2 protein-coding genes are annotated in these 1,878 nt (G+C 50.1%); both read right to left on the bottom strand.

From position 1 onward, the window contains the following. Positions 1–267: 267 nt before the first annotated feature. Positions 268–1,011 (bottom strand): hypothetical protein, encoded by a 744-nt coding sequence (locus JZZ72_RS27570; protein ID WP_146095044.1) that lies wholly within the window; start codon positions 1,009–1,011, stop codon positions 268–270. A gap of 1 nt (position 1,012) precedes the next feature. Continuing rightward, a partial coding sequence (locus JZZ72_RS27975) for an RHS repeat-associated core domain-containing protein (protein ID WP_236066348.1) occupies positions 1,013–1,878 on the bottom strand: 866 nt, incomplete at its 5' end.

Here is a 1,878-nt window from a genome sequence, read left to right as displayed (position 1 = left end):
GTTGCCGGCCTCGTCATGGAACCACTGCAGTTTGCTCGCGGCGTTGATGGCCTGGATCAGCCTGCCGTTGCCGTCGTAGGCAAAGGTTTCTTCCTCGCGCTGGTCACCCTGGCTGGCCACGCGGGAAGTCAGGCGGCCTACGGGGTCGAAGAATGATCATAATTATATTTTTATAATTTTAAACTCCCCCTTCAACCCGCAAATCATATTGGCGAACCTTTCAAGACCTATTAATATCTCTCCAACTCGCTATCAGAACTTACATTTTTAATCAATCGCATGCGAAGCTAACAGACCATGATAAATCAACTCATCCCTTGCGGCCTCTTGTGCATCTCCACTCAAGGCCCAGCATACAAAGCCATTACGCTCTTCTACTTCCCCATACCGCCCAACAACATCCTCCAAAACTTTACGCTGAACCTCTGGAAATGCCTTTATTTTACTTTGACCAAGACAATTCAAATCAAAAACATCTCTCAAATATAAATAATCAAGAGACATTCTCTTTGCCTTCGCCCACTTACCAGCTTCACTCCTACGAGACCAGAACATTGGATGACATTCATCTGGAGAATAGTACCCCATCCCATACGCCGCACCGTAAACCTGTGACTCTCGGTATAAATAAATGTACCCAAATTTCGCATAAAAAAACTCATACAACAACACAAATTCCAGCAAATCAGTCACATCAACCTGTTCGCTATTAGCAGCCAACAGCAATCCTGTGGCACTTGATAGGACAGCAGAAAATGCGCAGTTGAATGGTTCATCTTGCTCACCCTTTGCCCAAAGCCGCTCCGAAAATAACTCTACCGAATCCATCAATCTTATATTTCTCTCAAAACTAGAACTCGTGTATTTTATTACTTTACCACGCGCCCCCCCAAATCTATCTATTCTTGACCCAATACTCTCAAACCATAGTTTCAAATACTGACTATCCTGCAGAACATCTAAAGGAGTGCACACTGCATCTCCGACCAAGAAACTGCATTTACCATCCATATTACTTCACCCTCATCGTCCTAGGTGTTCTAGAGTAATCACCAGCTCGCGCTCCAAGGCCACTTAACGTATTCTCAGCCTTGCTATCCAACTCACGGAATTTATCAGTAGGCGAAGGCACCTCAACAATATCCACTTTCCCATCTTTACGCAGCCCAGTTACATCAGGACGTGTATTGGGATCTGTAGGAACCCCCGTAACTGTCTTCACCGCAACGTTCACACCCACCCGCTCATAATCCCCACTCATCGCCATCTGTTCCGCAATATCTTCCGACATTTGCGCATGGCCATCGCCCCCTGTCTTTTGCCCCGTACCAATAATTGGACAACCATTGACCATCCGTACAGGCTGCTTCTTGGCCAGCCCCAGCGGATCAATCCAGAAGATTGGATTGGGGGCATAAGCAAACAGGTTTGCCCCGCCCAGGTACTTGATCGGATCTTGCCCAACAAACCGCCCAACCGCCGGATCATAGTACCGATACCGGTTGTAATGCAGCCCAGTCTCATGGTCGTGATACTGGCCCTGGAAGCGGATCGGGTTGTTCAACCCCACCTGTTTTGCCCAGGCCGAACGTTCTTGTTTCACCTCACCCCACGCCTTGTACTGCGCCGACCACGCCACGTCGCCGTTGTGGTCGGTCAGTTCCATCGGCGTACCCAGGTGGTCACACTGGTACCAGGTAATCGCATCAAAGGGTTGTGGCGAGGCCGCTTGCTGCCAGAGCGGGTCCTGGTCGATGTCGTAGGGGCGGTTGCTCCAGTCCGGCTCCTTGTACAACCGTATCGGGGCCTTGCGCAGAGCCTGCGCCACCGGCACAAAGCTGCCCGGTTCGTACAGGTAGTGCACCGTGCGCCCGGTGT

The sequence above is a fragment of the Pseudomonas palmensis genome (assembly GCF_017848315.1).
GTDB lineage: Bacteria > Pseudomonadota > Gammaproteobacteria > Pseudomonadales > Pseudomonadaceae > Aquipseudomonas > Aquipseudomonas palmensis.
Note: the sequence above shows the minus strand (reverse complement) of the source record. Positions and strands in the feature narration are given on the sequence as shown.

Coding starts and splice junctions, on each gene's coding strand:
- JZZ72_RS27570 (WP_146095044.1), bottom strand. CDS start 1,011: ATGGATGGTAAATGCAGTTTCTTGGTCGGAGATGCAGTGTGCACTCCT.